Origin of the sequence: Desulfoluna butyratoxydans, assembly GCF_900699765.1 — a bacterium.
In the GTDB taxonomy this organism is placed as follows: Bacteria; Desulfobacterota; Desulfobacteria; order Desulfobacterales; family Desulfolunaceae; genus Desulfoluna; species Desulfoluna butyratoxydans.
The window spans coordinates 59,277-73,002 of the sequence record NZ_CAADHO010000003.1; the positions used below are offsets into that span (position 1 = coordinate 59,277).

Sequence of the window (13,726 nt, forward strand, 5' to 3'; positions counted from 1 at the left end):
CGTTTTGTGGACATTCCCGTTTTGATCAGGCTTTGGCTGCCATGGCTTCTGCCCAGAAGGGGGACATCTGGCGCAGGGTGTTGATGATGCCGGGCAGGCACTCAAGGACGGTGTCGATGTCCTCGTCGGTGTTGTCGATGGACAACGAGAACCGGATGGTGCCGTGGGCGGCGGTAAAGGGCACGCCCATGGCCCTCAGCACGTGGGAGGGCTCCAGGGAGCCCGAGGTGCAGGCCGATCCCGAAGAAGCACAGATCCCGAACTCGTTCATCATCAGGAGGATGGCTTCGCCTTCCACATACTCGAAGCTGATGCTGCAGGTGTTGGGCAGGCGGTTATCCAGGTCCCCGTTGACAAAGCTGTTGGGGATGGTCTCAAGAAGGCCTTTTTCAAGGCGGTCCCGAAGGGCCTTGACCCGGGTGTTCTCCTCTTCCATCTTTTCTGCGGCAAGCTCGCAGGCGCGGCCCAGGGCCACGATGGAGGAGTGGTTCTCGGTGCCGGCACGACGTCCCTTTTCCTGATGGCCGCCCATGAGGAAGGGGGCGAACTTGGTGCCCTTGCGGATGTAGAGGGCGCCCACGCCCTTGGGGGCATGGAGCTTGTGACCGGACAGGGAGAGCATGTCGATGGCCGAGTCGGCCATGTCGATGTCGATTTTTCCCACGGCCTGAACCGCATCGGTGTGGAAGACTGCCGCGCCCAAGGACTTTACCTTTTTGGCGATCTCTTCCACGGGGAAGATGGTGCCGGTCTCGTTGTTGGCCCACATGATGCTGACAATGGCGGTCTCTTCGGAGACGGCCGCGTACAGGGCTTTGAGATCAAGGCAGCCCTTTTTGTCCACGGGGACAAAGGTGACGCGGTAGCCCTTTTTCTCCAGATACTCGCAGTAGCTCAGGACCGCGGGGTGCTCCACCATGGTGGTGATGATGTGCTTCCGGTCGGGGTGAGCTGTCAGGGCCGCGTTGATGGCGGTGGAGTCGCTCTCGGTGCCGCAGCTGGTGAAGAGGATCTCTTCCGGCTGGGCGCCCAGGAGGGCTGCCACGCGACGGCGGGCAAGGTTCAGGGGCTCACCGGCTTCGGCGCCCTTGTGGTGCATGGACGAGGGGTTGCCGAAGACGTCGCGCAGGCAGGGGATCATCTCTTCGAGGACTTCGTCGGCCACTCGGGTGGTTGCGTTGTTGTCAAGATATACGGTGCGCATTACTTCACCTCCTCCACCACGAGTTCCGAGGTCACCAGCTCCCGGAGCTTGGCTTCCACATGGTTTTTCAGCGTAATCTGGGACTTGCTGCAGGAGGCGCAGGAGCCCTGGAGGCGAACGTAGACCTTGTCGCCCACCACGTCCACAAGCTCAATGTCGCCCCTGTCTTTCTGGAGGGTGGGCTTGATCTCACGCTCCAGGGTGCTTTCGATGAGCTTGATCTTCTGCATGTTGCTCATGCGCACGGGCTTGATGATCTCCATGGGCGCATCACCCTTGACTTTGTGGATGATGGCTTCGATGTCGTCGTGGCATTTGCCGCAGCCGCCGCCAGCCTTGAGGTGGTTGATCACCTGGTCGATGGTGGTCAGGCCGTCTTCTTTTACTGCGCGCTCGATCTCAAGGTCTGTGACCCCGAAGCATTCGCAGACCACATTGCCCTGGCTCTCTTTCACCACCTCGCCACGGTAATCGGCAATGGCGCGCTCCAGGCCGTCGCGGCCCATGACGGAGCAGTGGATCTTTTCCTTGGGAAGGCCACCCAGGAACTCGGCGATGTCGTCGTTGGTGATCTTGGCCGCTTCGTCCAGGGTCAGGCCTTTGACCATTTCGGTCAGTGCCGAAGAGGAGGCGATGGCGCTTGCGCATCCAAAGGTCTGAAATTTAGCGTCTTCAATGATATCATTCTCGCCCACGCGAATGGTGAGTTTCAGTGCGTCACCGCAGGAGAGGGACCCCACTTCACCGACACCGCTGGCGTTTTCAATCACGCCGACGTTTCTGGGGTTCAGAAAGTGCTCCCTGACCTTTTCCGTATAATCCCACATGGTATTCTCCCGTTAAGCATAATATATGGCCTCGCATCCACCCGGCGGTTCACGAATGCTTGCAGCCGGGTGCTGCCGACATTTCGAAAGTCCATGATGTCCCGACGAGGCGTTGTTGCCTTGAGCATTTTCGACTGGCCGTCACAGGGCGCCTGGGTTTGGAATTTTTGAAGGGCCGTATGATTTTTGGGGCTGCCGAACGTTTTTCAATGAAGATAAGAATCAACCACGATTGGTCAACCCTTTCAAGGATAAAATCGATAAAAACGATTCCCGGTGCCAGAAAAGAATCCCTTGGAAAGCCCCTGTACGCCGGTCCCCAGCACACCGCATCCCGGGGCCGAAGGAGCAAGGGGCTTGAAAAGCGGGGATGCTCTTGACAAGCCTTTCGCCCCCAAGGGATAGTAGATGGCGACATCAGCAAAACGATATCTTTTTTGTTCCATCATGAAGCATACCTGAGTCCACCGTTCATACAAGGGAGCGCCCATGGATGAGAGCACCGCACGACTGACCGAGGCCGCAGCTTATATTCGGAGCCGCTGGCCAAAGACCCCCGACATCCTGATCATGGCAGGCACCGGCCTGTCCGACTGCACCGGGTTTGTCTCGGAAGAGGCTTCCCTGATGTACGGGGAGATCCCCGGGTTTCCCCTGGCCACCGTTGAGAGCCACGCCGGGTGCCTTCTTTGCGGCGATGCGTCCGGTACCCCCGTCATGGTGATGCAGGGGCGCTTTCATCTGTACGAGGGCTACACAGCCCGGGAAGTGACCTTTCCCATTCGGGTGGCCCGAGCCTTAGGGGCCCGGACCCTCATTGTCACCAACGCCGCCGGTGGCCTTAACCCTACCTTTAAAGAGGGGAGCCTCATGGTGATACGGGACCACCTGAACCTCACCGGTGAAAATCCCCTGGTGGGTCCCAACAACGATGACTGGGGCCTTCGCTTTCCTTCCATGATCCATGCCTACAACCGAGACCTCTCCCATGCGGCCCTTGAAACAGCTCGGAACCTTCATGTACCGGCCTGCCGGGGGGTCTACGCGGGCCTGAAGGGGCCCAGCCTTGAAACCCCTGCCGAGATGCGCTGGCTCCGGACCATCGGGGCGGACTGCGTGGGGTTTTCCACGGTCATGGAGGTGATCGCCGCGACCCATGCGGGGATGAGTACCCTGGGCCTTTCCCTGATCACCAACATCAATGATCCGGATAATCCGGAAGAGGCTACGGTGGAAAAGGTGCTGGCCGTGGCAGAGAAGGCGCGGCCGGGGTTTGAGGGGGTGTTGAAACAGGTCATTGGTAATAGGTAATAGGTCATAGATAATAGGTGAATAGTGAATAGTGAGTAGTGAGTAGTGAGCAGGGGGTAGGGCGTGGCCGGGTGGGAAACGGCAGGGATGCCGTTTGATTATAGAAGCGATTCTTTATTGAAAGGGACGGAGCGATGACCAGAGGGACGACGTTAATCAAGGGCGGGTGGGTGCTCCCCATGACGGACCGCGAGGTTTACGACGGGGGCGCTGTGCTGGTGAAAGACGGGGTGGTGGGGGCTGTGTTCCGGGCGGGGGATACGCTTCCCGAGGCCGAGACCGTGGTGAATGCAACAGGCTGCGTGGTGATGCCCGGCCTGGTGAACACCCATTGCCACAGCCCCATGTCCCTGTTCCGGGGGCTGGCCGACGACATGCCCCTGGCCTCATGGCTCAACGAGCATATCTTCCCGGCCGAAGCCGCCCACATCAACCCGGAGACGGTGCGGGCAGGGGCCCTGCTCTCCTGCGCGGAGATGCTTTTGTCCGGCACCACCACGGTGTGTGACGGGTATTTTTACGAAGGGGAGGTGGCCGAGGCCGTGGTGGAGACCGGGATCCGGGGCGTGCTGGCCCACGGTGTCATCGATTTTCCCGCGCCCGGGGTGCCTGACCCTTCTGTGAACGTGGAAAAAGCCGCCGCCTTTGTGGAGGCGTGGAAGGACCGTTTTTCCCTTATCACCCCGTCCATCTTTTGCCACACCCCCTACACCTGCAGCGAAAAGACCCTGTCCGCGGCCAAGGAGGCCTGCCGCCTTTTGGGCGTCCTGTTCCAGATCCATGTGGCAGAAACCGAGGATGAGGTGCAGCGCCTCAAAGAGGAACGGGGGATTTCCCCGTATCAACTCCTGGACGACCTCCATATCCTGGATGAGTCCACCCTGCTCATCCACAACGTCTGGATGAACAACGGGGACATGGACCTTGTGGCACGCCGCGGCGCCACCGCATCCCACAACCCGGGGAGCAACACCAAGCTCGCCTCGGGGCTCTGCCCGGCCCAGGCCCTCATGGACAAAGGGATCCACGTGGGCCTGGGAACAGACGGCGCGGCCAGCAACAACAACCTGGATCTCTTCAACGAGATGCAGGTGACGGCCAAGCTCCACAAGGCCTACAGCCTGGACCCCGTGGCCATGGACGCCTGGACCGTCCTGGAGATGGCCACCCGGGAAGGCGCCAAGGCCATCGGTCTTGGGGGGAGTATCGGCAGCCTTCTCCCAGGCAAGCGCGCGGACATCATCCTGGTGGACATGAACAAACCCCACCTCACCCCCACCCACAACCCCGTCTCCCACCTGGTGTATGCCGCCTCAGGGGCCGATGTGCGGGACGTTTTTGTGGAGGGCAGGCAGGTGGTGAAAGAGGGCAGGCTCCTTACCGTGGACGTGGACTCCGTGATGGCTGAGGTCAACCGCATCGCCGCATTCATGGGGTGATTTTACAGGGAACCGCATGGTTTGACCGTCTGATACGTTGTTGTTGATAAATTGTTACCCTGAAACAATGCAATCAATTTAAGGTGGACCATGAAGAAGATCTGGTTTGGATTTGTGGGGCTGGTGCTGCTTGCGGGCTGTGCATCCCTGTCCGTAAACGAGCCTAAGACCGTGAGTAAGCTGGTGACCGGGGACCTGGGCCTGGTGGCCCCTCCGGCACGTTTTTTTGCCATCTATCCGGTGGGCAACGCCGCCTACCTTGGCTCTGGATCCGATGCGGATATGCTTGTGGGCATGACGCGGGATGCCATCCGCAGGACCATGGAAGGCAAAGGCTACGTGCTGGTGGCGATGTCTGCGGAACCCGATTTCATCATGGGCTTCGGCCTGGGGATGGAGTCGAAGATTACCGATGAGGATATTTTTCGGAAAACCGGCATGGTGGCAGGGCTTTCCACCGAAGGGATCAACCAGTCGGCCTTTCAAAAAGGCTCCATTCTGGTGGCCATGTTCAGGCCGGGAGACAAAGAGCCCGCCTGGCGGACCCTGGCCCAGGGCATGGCAGACATGAAAAAAGCGGATGCCGCCCGGAAAGAGGCCATTGACGCCCTGGTGGCGGACATGCTGAGTCCCGTCCCCCCGGCAGGCAAGGAAACCCATTAAAGGGGACGGAGCTTTTGCACCGTCCCCCTGCCCGCCGGAGGTGCGTTGTTTCCTTACTCCCGAGCCGTGGCAGGCTCTGGGGTGAGCCGCTCCACATCCTCAACGGTGGTGTTGGGGATATGGACGCCGTTTCGTTTGGAGAGGATCACCAGGGAGACCACCAGGGTGGCCATGGCCAAAAGCAGGCAGAGGGCGCTGCCCGTGATGCCTGCAAGCAGGTAGGCCACAAGGCTGACGGTGCCGTTGAGCAGGGCGTAAGGCAGCTGGGTCTCCACGTGGTCGATGTGATCGCATCCGGCCCCGGTGGAGGAGAGGATGGTGGTGTCGGAGATGGGAGAGCAGTGGTCTCCGAAGAGCCCGCCGGAGAGGACCGCCCCGATGCAGGCGTGGAGGGGGGCACCCAGGGTTTCCGACATGGGGATGACCAGGGGCATGAGGATGGCAAAGGTCCCCCAGGACGAGCCCGTTGCAAAGGACATGATCCCACCGATCAGAAAGACCACGGCAGGCACGCCCCAGGCGGGCAGGGTGCCGTGGGTCACCTCGATGATGTAGTTTGCCGTTCCCATGTGTTTTCCCACAGCCCCCAGGGACCAGGCCAGCACGAGAATCACCGCCACGTTCATCATCTTGTTCATCCCGGAAAAATAGATGTCGAAGCTTTCGCTGAGGGTTTTCACCTTATGAAAGACCATGAGGGAGATGATGGTGATGGCGGCAAAGAGGTACCCGGTGCTCAGGGCCGTGCGAAAGGTGCTGCCCGGGACCTTTTTCAGGGGAAACCCCAAGGGACCCAGGATGCCGAAGAGGGTGACGAAGAGGACGATGAGGGGGAGCCAGATGAGGATGGCCTTGCTGTTGGCGTTCCGCTCATCGTTGGCGTGCCTCAGGGGCTTGGAGTGGGGCCAGTAGCGCTCCCCGGTGTCGATGGTGCGTTTCTCGGCCCGGGCCATGGCGCTGAATTCATAGCCGGTGAACGCCACCACCGGCACCATGATGACTGCCAGGATCGGGTAGAACTGAAAAGGAATGGCCTTGATAAAGGCGGTCCAGTCGGATTCGGCGATGCCCAGGGCTGTAAATTCCTTCTGGATGAGGCCCATGACGTAGACCCCCCAGCCGATGAAGGGAACGAGGACGGCAATGGGGGAGGCTGTGGAGTCGATGATCCAGGCCAGTTTCTCCCGGGAGACCCTCAGCTTGTCGAACAGGGGTTCGGAGATGGGCCCCACGATGAGGGGCGTTCCGAGGTCCGAGAAAAAGACGATGATTCCCCCCAGCCAGGCGGAGAGCTGCACCTTGAAACGGTTGTTGACGATCTCCGTCATCTTCAGGGCAAAGGCGGCAGCCCCGCCTGATTTTTCCATGAGCCCCACAAATCCCCCGATAAAAACCAGAAGAACCAGAACGCCTGCGTTGTAGCTGTCGGCGACCTGGGCAAAGAGATAGGATTTGATCATGGTGGTGACAGCCGTGACGGGGTGACCCCCTGAGAGGATGAGAACCCCTGTGAGGACGCCTGCAAAGAGTGCCGGAATGACGTTTTTGAGCTTGATTGCGATGATGATTGCCAGCACAACCGGCAGAATCGAGACGATACCCATGTGTTCCATAGAAGAATCCTTAAAGACTGTCAGTGAATAATTTTAACTTATTTTCACTGTGCAGATAGGAGGAATCCACCGGTTTGTCAAGGGGGGAGGAGTCTAAATAACTGGGGCGTCCGGCAATATGCCGAACGCCCCAACGGTTTTTTCTTTATAGGAAAATACGAACTGATCTTCTGTCTGATACAGCAGATCTGAAATCGTGGTTCGGGTCGTGCCCGTTATCAGGGGGTGTAGTACTTCTTGTGGTACCAGCCTCCGTCGCCGGGGGGGCGGCCCATTTTTCGCCTGATGAGATAGGCAAAGAAAAGGAAGAGGACACGGGTGACGCCTCGGGAGAAGGGGGTTGCTTCCCAACGCCTGGGGGAGACAGTGACCCGTTGGGGGAGAAGCACCGGCTTTCCTGCGCGCTTCATTATCAGGGAGAGCTCCACATCCTCCATGAGCTTCATGGGGGGAAATCCCCCTGACCCATCAAGGACTGATCGCCTTACGAACTGACACTGGTCGCCGAAGCTGATGCCCGTGGTGTGGCAGCGCAGGTGATTTAACCCCCTGATGAGACGGGTGCGGGCCGTGGCAGGGGAAAACCCCATGGAAAAGGCGCCGCCGGGAACGGCGCTGTGGGCAAGGATCTTCCGGATGGCGTCGGCGCCGTGGGCCGGAAAGCGGGCATCGGCATGGAGCACCACCAACACATCCCCGTGGCAGGTGGCCCAGGCCTCGGCGATCTGCAAGCCCCGCCCCTTGCATGTGCAGCGCACCACGCGGGCCCCGGCAGCCTCTGCAAGGGAGCAGGTGGCATCCGTGGACCCTGCGTCGGCCACCACGATGTCAAGGAAGCACCCGCCCATGGCAAGGCTTGCCACGGCTTCAGCGATTCCGGCCTCTTCGTTGAGGGTGGGGATGATGGCGGTCAGTGTCGGAAAGGGGGCTGGGTGCGTTTTCATGGGGAAAGTGTGCCACAGATGGCCGGGGAGTGCCAGGGTGGTTTTGCCCTCATGGCGTGGCGGGGTCGTATTGAAATCGTAAATGGTTTTTCCGCATATCATCAATACAAACGATTGGTTTTTTTACTCACTGCCCGATATATGCATCACCATTGAAATCGGTTGAAAAAGCACGGTGATGGCAGGAGGAACCATGACATATGTTTTGAAAAACAGATGGGTTTACAGGGGACTCCGGTTTCTGGTGGCCGGAATTTTTCTGTGGTCCGGTGCGGGAAAGCTCATGGACCCGGCTGCCTTTACCGTGGTGATCGATGCCTTTGGACTTCTTCCCGAGGGATTCTCCGGCCTGGTGGCCGTGGTGTTGCCCGTGGTGGAAGTGGTGGCGGGCCTGGCCCTGATTTTCGATATGCGGGGGGCCTTGGAGACCCTGTTTGTGCTTATGCTGTGCTTCATGGCGATCCTCGGCTACGGGATCTACCTCGGGCTCGATATCGATTGCGGATGCTTTGGCCCGGAAGATCCTGAGGCGCGGGCCTTTGGCGGACTTCGCACAGCCCTTTACCGGGATGTTTTCTTTTGCGGGCTCATGGGCCTGACGGCCGTGAGCCGACGATTGAGGCGCGGTGCGGATCAACGTGTCGATGTCCAGGGGCTTGACCCTCGAATGGCATAACAGCGCATCCCGTCGGTTGATTTGCGAATTGAACAGTCCTTTTTGTGTGTTCGGATTTATGCGGTTTTTGAAACGGTTTTTTTAAGGAGAATGACGATGAAACGATTTTCTGCGGTGATTGCGGTGGGCCTGACCCTTCTTCTGGCCGGCAACGTGTTCGCTTTCGGCAAGAGCAAGTTTGAAAAAGAGGTGGAAAAAGAGACCGGCGCCGTCAAGCTCGTGCGCGAGATCCAGCGCGGCGGCTACGACCTGGTGACCACCGCCGAGTTGAAGAAGATGATCGATGAGAACAAAGAGATGGTCATCGTGGACACCATGCCCTATGACGCCAGCTACAAAAAGGCCCACGTTCCCGGCGCCGTGCAGTTCCTCTTCCCCATCCCCGACATGAACACCTGGAACAACGATGAAACCGCCGGTAAAACCCAGGCCGAATACGAAGCTCTCCTCGGCGCAGACAAAGAAAAGACCATCATCGTCTACTGCGGGTTTGTTAAATGCACCCGAAGCCACAACGGTGCGGTCTGGGCCAAGAAACTCGGATACAAGAACGTCTACCGCTACAGCGGTGGCATTTACGCCTGGAAAGGCGCAGGCTACAAAGCCGAGAAGGTCGATTAAGACCGCCTAACTCCCTTTCTTCCAGGTCCTCCACCTGAAACATGAAAACACCCCTGAACCGTGTCAGCCGGTTCAGGGGTGTTTTTGTTTGGTAAGAGTACATTCCAAAAAGTACAGCCTCCGGCGGCAAGGTGTGCCACCTTGAGAGCAGATTGCGAATGCGCTTTGACCCTCGTTCCTCGGGTCAAACCACATCCGCCTTTCAAGCAAACGTCGACCCTTGATCATTGTTTGGGCCATCGGCCTGTTTTCATCCCCACCCCCCGGACACCCTTGTTCCCTGGAGCGCCGCATTCCGGTGCGGCCCGGTCAACGACGGACTAAAAAGTCCCAACGGGGCTGGACGACTGAAGACGATATATGCCCGATACCTTTAAAACAGTCGACTTGCTGATAACTTACGGCGGAGCCGAGACGTTCACAAGATCTGTTTGTCAAACTTTTTTGTCGCGCCGTAGCCCTTGGGCGAAAGCGGATTAAACGTTTGGCCCCGGCAGGGCCGCCGGAGGCATGGTTTTTTGTCGGCTTTGCTCAGAAGCCCAGCTTTTTTGCTCGTTCCCAGGCTCCGCCTGGGAATGTTTTTCGGAGGCTCTGCCTCCATGTGTGATGTCTCCGAAACCTGTGAAGCCCTTCAGCGAATGTGACGGGGCGAGGTACGAGCCCCGGAGCATTCGCACCCTGCATTCGAGGTGGCACACCTCGCCGCCGGAGGCATGGTTTTATCGTTTTCTTGCCCACTCCTCCATGCGGCAGCGGGTGCGCAGGATAAAGAGGAGGCAGGGGATGGCGGCATCCGGGGCAAAGCCCAGGGCTGTGTCGGCCAGGAGGCGGCGGAAGGTTGTGGTCGCTGACGGGGAGGTCCAGGTTTGTGTTTCATCGGGAAAGGTGGCGGTGACCTTGTGGGTGCCCCACACCAGTGGGGGCGCGTTGCTGTTGGAGGCGGCCTGACGCACTTCGTCGGTGAGCCGGATGCGAAGGTCTCGGATGTGGGACTGGCTGACGGGGCGCTTGGGGACGTCGAACCGATGGATCCAGGGCATGTGCCCCTGGATACGGTCACAGGCCACGTCTTCGGCGCTGACAAAGGTGACGGGGATGTTGTGTTCTCCCAGCACGGCGGAGAAGAGTTCCACCTCGGTGACGGGGCTGTCATTGATGCAGAGCTTTCTTAAACGCTTATGGAAAATGTGGGGGCTGAACCCTTCCTGGTCCGGTGCTGCGTGCCAGCCGACCATCACGGCGCAGTCTGCCTCGGGCATGGTGCCGATGAGGGGCACGGGGTGCCAGCGGTGGCCTTGCTCGCAGCGAGCTTCGGCCATGAGTTTTTCCGGGAGGATGTTAAAGCCCGTACCGTGCATGTCGCCGACGGTGATGCGGTGGTAACCGGCGTCAAGAAGGCCCCGGGCCGCGGCGTTGACATCGGCTGTGAGAAGGTGCCTTGCCTTGTGCCACGCATGGGCACCGGGCGTACACTGGGCTTTGGCGTGAACGCCGATGATGCCTTCGATGTCGGCCAGGATAAGGGCGTGTCGGGTCATGGGGATGTCCGCAAGTGACTCTTTAGGGCCATGCCAAGTATAAATTACACATGACGTGATCACCCCATACGTCCTCAGCATGTTTTTTGGATCGTTGCGTCGAGACGTAATGCATTTGAGGCGAACTATCGTTATGTATTATTTTGGGGCATAGCCCTTAAATGGTTGGAACCAGAAACAGACACTCTGATGATGAAGTATTTACGATGCCTGTAAAAATTGCAAGCAAACCTTGCGACATGCCCATTTGCTTCGTTTGTCTCCGGCAGCCCTGCGTTACCTCTCCCACCCTGTGATCATGGCCTTTAAATGGGAAAACACCGTGGGACCGGTGGTGATCATGTAGACGTGCATGATGATAAAGGCCAGGACCAGCAGGGCGCCGAAGGTGTGGAGAACAGCGATGGCTTTCAGGCCCACGTCTGCCATGAAGTCGGTGCGGGTGTTGATTGTGTAGTAGAGAAATCCGGTGATCATCTGGCTCGGGAGGAGGAGGGCCGAGAAGAGGAGGTAGACGATGCGCTGGAGGGGGTTGTGCTTGGCCCGCTCCGTGGCGGGCACGGGGTGGGGCTCGCCCTTGAAGATGCCCACGGCGTAGTGGCGGACCACCAGGGCCATTTTTCGCGTGGTGGGGATGTAGTGTTTCCATTCACCGGTGGTGGCGATCCAGAAGGCAAAGAAGGCGAAGGCCACGGCCCAGGCGATGCCGGAGAGGTTGTGGACCCGGGCAGCGGTTTCAAACCCCATGAGGGAAAAGGAGCCGTGAACTTCCAGGCCCGTGACGATGAGAAGGGTGATGATCACCACCTGGAACCAGTGCCAGAGGCGCTCGTAGCGGGTGAAAAGGTAGATGGGTTGGTTCATGGTATTTCCTCCTGATACAGAACTCAGGTTTTGGGTTGTTGAATCACGTCACGGAGACAGTGAATAGTGAATCGTTAGAAGTGAATAGTGGTGGAGTCGCTTCGCTCCGTCAATTTGTGTGACGGAGCCGATTCAGGGAACGGGCTTAAGGCGTTTGTTTTATTCTGAGGTACGAAGCGAAGAAAACAAGCGCAATCCGGGGAAGAGGGGGGCAGTCCCTCTCCGCCGGGGGCACGTTTTTACCCTTTTCGCCGTGCCAGTACACGAATCGTCCCGTGAATCACGACACCGACAAGGGATGCCAGGACCAGGGCCCAGCCCGAGGCCTCCAGGGGGCCTCCGGTGTCGCGGCCCGGCATGTAGAAACCTGCCAGGTTGGGCGCGTCCATGCGGCCGCCTTCCCGGGTGTGGCATTCGGCGCAGGCCACGGTTTCCTTTTTGGGGGCCACCATGTGGGTGATGGGGAAGACGTAGCTGGTATCGGCAAAGGCGAGCTCCCCGCTGAAGGGAAGCCCGGCGTGTTCCATGCCGCTGGCCACGGCCCGGTTCCAGTCGTAGGTTTTCCAGTAGGCGTCACTCCCCTTTTTCCCGAAGAGGTGGGGGATGACGAGGTTTTTCGCCTGGGCATCCATGGGCTGTCTGGCTCGGTGGACCTTGAAGGGGAAGATGCGGGCGTTGGGATCCGTTCGGTCACCCAGGGGGCGGTTGACGGCGATCTCTTTTGACGGGTCCACGGTGTCCCGGGCCGTGAGGGTCTCGATGCTGCCGTTGAACCAGAAGTACTCGGGTTTGACCTGTTTCTCCCAGCGCATGTCCCCTTTCTTGGTCATGTAGACGGGCTTGCCGTAGGGGCCGTTTTCCACGTAAGGTTTTCCCTCTTTTTTGACGCCGGCCTTTGACCAGTCCCACCACATCTTGGTGGGTTTTTCCCGGGCAAAGGTGGGGATGTGGCAGGTCTGGCAGGCCACCTTGTCGGTGTGGTCGTTGGGCTTGGAGCCCTTTTGGTGAGGGGTTGCCGTGTGGCAGGACTCACAGGATATCTTTTGGGTGAGGTCGTCTTCCACGAGGCTTGTGCGGGTCTCAAAGGCCGGGGTGCGGTAGGAGCGGCCTGCGATGTCATGGGCCACGGTGGTGTGGCAGCGCACGCAGTCGAAGTTTTTCCCCTTGGCATCCATGTGCACATCCAGGGCGTTGTCCGGCATGAAGAGGGAGGAGTCCAAGTCGCCGTGCTTGACCCCGTCCCCACCGCCGCCGAAGAAGTGGCAGGTGCCGCAGTTTTTTCGCGTGGGGCGTGCCACGCTCTGGGCCACGGTGTTCCACTCCGGCGGGGTGAAGGTCTTTTTCCCGAATTTTTTGGGTTTGTCCACGGGCAGGCCCGCCATGGTGGGAAACTTTTTGTAGGTGCCTGTCTGCTCATGGCAGACGAGGCAGTCGATCTTCGTCTCGTCGGTGAAATCAAAGCTTTTGTCTTTCCAGCCATATCCCGCGTGACATGAGGTGCATCGGGGCTCGTTGCCGTGGATGCTGATGCAGAAGTTGTTCAAGGTCAGGCCTGCCTTGCCGATTTTCTCCTCTTCAGGGCTGTCGGGGTCCCGCCAGGTCCAGTGGATGGTTTGCATCACCTGGCTGCCCGCCTCGTTGTGGCAGGTGAGACAGGCTTTGGTCACCTCGCTTCCCGAGGTGAAATTCTGCTTCAAGATGTCATGGTCGGCATGGCTCGTGGTGATCCACGGTGTGGTGTCTGCCGTGGCCTGCCTTGCCATGGCGCGTCCCGGTGCTTCGTCCGCCCGGGCAGATTCAAGCCCGAAGCAGGCCAGGCACGCCATGACCAGCCCCAGCCTTCCCATCATGTTCCCTCCCATAACGTCTCCCTTCGATGTGTGAATAAACAGCCCTGCCTCCGGCAGGGCCGCCGGAGGCAACTGAATAGTTGCATTCATGGTTAAGAGCAAAGGGTGTGCCAGATGGCTGCATGTGTAACGTATGGAAATGGCAGCTTCATATTGCAGGTGTGTTTGGGCTGTGT

General features: G+C 59.1%; 12 protein-coding genes. 5 read left to right on the forward strand and 7 right to left on the reverse strand.

The window, feature by feature from the left end; translation table 11 throughout:
- Positions 1 to 25: 25 nt before the first annotated feature.
- Positions 26 to 1,204 (reverse strand): cysteine desulfurase NifS, encoded by a 1,179-nt coding sequence (gene nifS, locus MSL71_RS09245; RefSeq protein ID WP_180139231.1) that lies wholly within the window; start codon positions 1,202 to 1,204, stop codon positions 26 to 28.
- Positions 1,204 to 2,031: a Fe-S cluster assembly protein NifU gene (gene nifU, locus MSL71_RS09250; RefSeq protein ID WP_180139234.1), complete on the reverse strand. Its 828-nt coding sequence runs from the start codon at positions 2,029 to 2,031 to the stop codon at positions 1,204 to 1,206. The genes nifS and nifU overlap by 1 nt, the downstream gene beginning before the upstream one ends.
- A 489-nt stretch (positions 2,032 to 2,520) precedes the next feature.
- Here nifU and MSL71_RS09255 point away from each other — a divergent pair, with 489 nt between their 5' ends.
- From MSL71_RS09255 to MSL71_RS09265, 3 genes are all read left to right on the forward strand, one after another.
- Positions 2,521 to 3,342 carry a purine-nucleoside phosphorylase gene (locus MSL71_RS09255; protein WP_180139237.1) on the forward strand — a complete coding sequence of 274 codons (822 nt, stop codon included), beginning with the start codon at positions 2,521 to 2,523 and terminating at the stop codon, positions 3,340 to 3,342.
- Positions 3,343 to 3,476: 134 nt separating this feature from the next.
- On the forward strand, positions 3,477 to 4,781 hold the full coding sequence (locus tag MSL71_RS09260) for an amidohydrolase (protein WP_180139240.1): 1,305 nt from the start codon (positions 3,477 to 3,479) through the stop codon (positions 4,779 to 4,781).
- Between the two features lie 90 nt (positions 4,782 to 4,871).
- Positions 4,872 to 5,444: a DUF4136 domain-containing protein gene (locus MSL71_RS09265; protein WP_180139243.1), complete on the forward strand. Its 573-nt coding sequence runs from the start codon at positions 4,872 to 4,874 to the stop codon at positions 5,442 to 5,444.
- 53 nt (positions 5,445 to 5,497) lie between these two features.
- On the opposite strand, the gene MSL71_RS09270 is transcribed toward MSL71_RS09265, so the two are convergent.
- Complete coding sequence (locus tag MSL71_RS09270) at positions 5,498 to 7,057, reverse strand: Na+/H+ antiporter NhaC family protein (protein ID WP_180139245.1); 1,560 nt, start codon at positions 7,055 to 7,057, stop codon at positions 5,498 to 5,500.
- A 218-nt stretch (positions 7,058 to 7,275) separates the two neighbouring features.
- A complete protein-coding gene (locus tag MSL71_RS09275; RefSeq protein ID WP_180139248.1) occupies positions 7,276 to 8,001 on the reverse strand; it encodes a TIGR04283 family arsenosugar biosynthesis glycosyltransferase in 726 nt (241 codons plus the stop codon).
- Positions 8,002 to 8,194: 193 nt separating this feature from the next.
- Here MSL71_RS09275 and MSL71_RS09280 point away from each other — a divergent pair, with 193 nt between their 5' ends.
- On the forward strand, positions 8,195 to 8,677 hold the full coding sequence (locus MSL71_RS09280) for a MauE/DoxX family redox-associated membrane protein (protein ID WP_180139251.1): 483 nt from the start codon (positions 8,195 to 8,197) through the stop codon (positions 8,675 to 8,677).
- A gap of 96 nt (positions 8,678 to 8,773) precedes the next feature.
- Positions 8,774 to 9,298, forward strand: coding sequence for a rhodanese-like domain-containing protein (locus MSL71_RS09285; protein ID WP_218950992.1), 525 nt, complete (start codon positions 8,774 to 8,776; stop codon positions 9,296 to 9,298).
- 719 nt (positions 9,299 to 10,017) lie between these two features.
- Here MSL71_RS09285 and MSL71_RS09290 read toward each other — a convergent pair.
- From MSL71_RS09290 to MSL71_RS09300, 3 genes are all read right to left on the reverse strand, one after another.
- Entirely contained in the window at positions 10,018 to 10,836 is an 819-nt protein-coding gene (locus tag MSL71_RS09290) for a M55 family metallopeptidase (RefSeq protein WP_180139257.1), read from the reverse strand.
- Positions 10,837 to 11,112: 276 nt separating this feature from the next.
- Positions 11,113 to 11,700: a cytochrome b/b6 domain-containing protein gene (locus MSL71_RS09295; protein WP_180139260.1), complete on the reverse strand. Its 588-nt coding sequence runs from the start codon at positions 11,698 to 11,700 to the stop codon at positions 11,113 to 11,115.
- Positions 11,701 to 11,939: 239 nt separating this feature from the next.
- Positions 11,940 to 13,526 carry a tetrathionate reductase family octaheme c-type cytochrome gene (locus MSL71_RS09300; RefSeq protein ID WP_343052645.1) on the reverse strand — a complete coding sequence of 529 codons (1,587 nt, stop codon included), beginning with the start codon at positions 13,524 to 13,526 and terminating at the stop codon, positions 11,940 to 11,942.
- Positions 13,527 to 13,726 lie beyond the last annotated feature (200 nt).